This is a genomic window from Pseudomonas fluorescens (assembly GCF_001648775.1).
GTDB lineage: Bacteria > Pseudomonadota > Gammaproteobacteria > Pseudomonadales > Pseudomonadaceae > Aquipseudomonas > Aquipseudomonas fluorescens_M.
In genome coordinates, this window is the sequence record NZ_LVEJ01000054.1 from 1 (window position 1) to 832 (window position 832).

General features: G+C 62.7%; 1 pseudogene. It reads right to left on the reverse strand.

The window, feature by feature from the left end:
- A pseudogene (locus A8O26_RS29140) lies at positions 1-832 on the reverse strand (RHS repeat protein); the annotation flags it as partial.

The window sequence follows — 832 nt, forward strand, 5'->3', positions numbered from 1 at the left end:
CTGGCCGTGGCGGGTGTCGGCGATGTGCTCCAGATTGCCGTTGGCGCTGTAGGCATAATCGCGGCGGTACAGTGAATCGTGTTGATGGCCTACGGCGTGGGCCAATAAACGGCCCTGATCGTCGTAGCTGTATTCGCTGCGCAGCAGGCCTTGCTGGCGTTGTTGCTCGCGACCCGATTGATAAACGTGACGGCTCAGCGACGCGCCGTTGAGGTCGATGGCGGTCAGCGCACCGCCCTTGGCGTAGTGATAGTCGAGCTTGCTGTTGTCCGGCAGACGCAGGCGCTTGAGCTGGCCGCAAGTGTCGTAGGCATACCGCAGGGTGCCCCAGCCCTGATGCTCGGTGATCAGCCGGTCCTGACGGTCGTATTCGAAGGCCAACGGGTGTTGCTGGCCATCATCGACCCCAATCAAACGGCCGAGGCGGTCGTACTGATAGCTGACCTTGACCCCGTCGGGCAGGGTTTTCAGCAACAACCGCCCAGCAGCATCGCGTTGATACGCCGTGACCAACTGCGAGCCGTCGTCGCCGAATTCGGTCTTCTCCAGCAGATGGCCGTTGAGGTCATAGGCGTAGGCGGTGCGGCGGCCGTCGAAGCCGGTTTCCTGACGGATCAACCCGGTCGCGGTGTAGTCCAGTCGGTATTTTTCCCCGGACTCGTTTTCGATCTCGGTGAGCAGCAGCTGCGCATGGTCGTAGCGGTACTGCACGCGCGTGCCGTCGGGGTTGATCCGCCGTGAGACCAGGTGCAAGTCATCGTCGTATTCGTAGCGGGTGATGCGCCCGAGTTCGTCGCGCTCGGCGGTGACCTGCCCGTAGGCACCGTAGTGG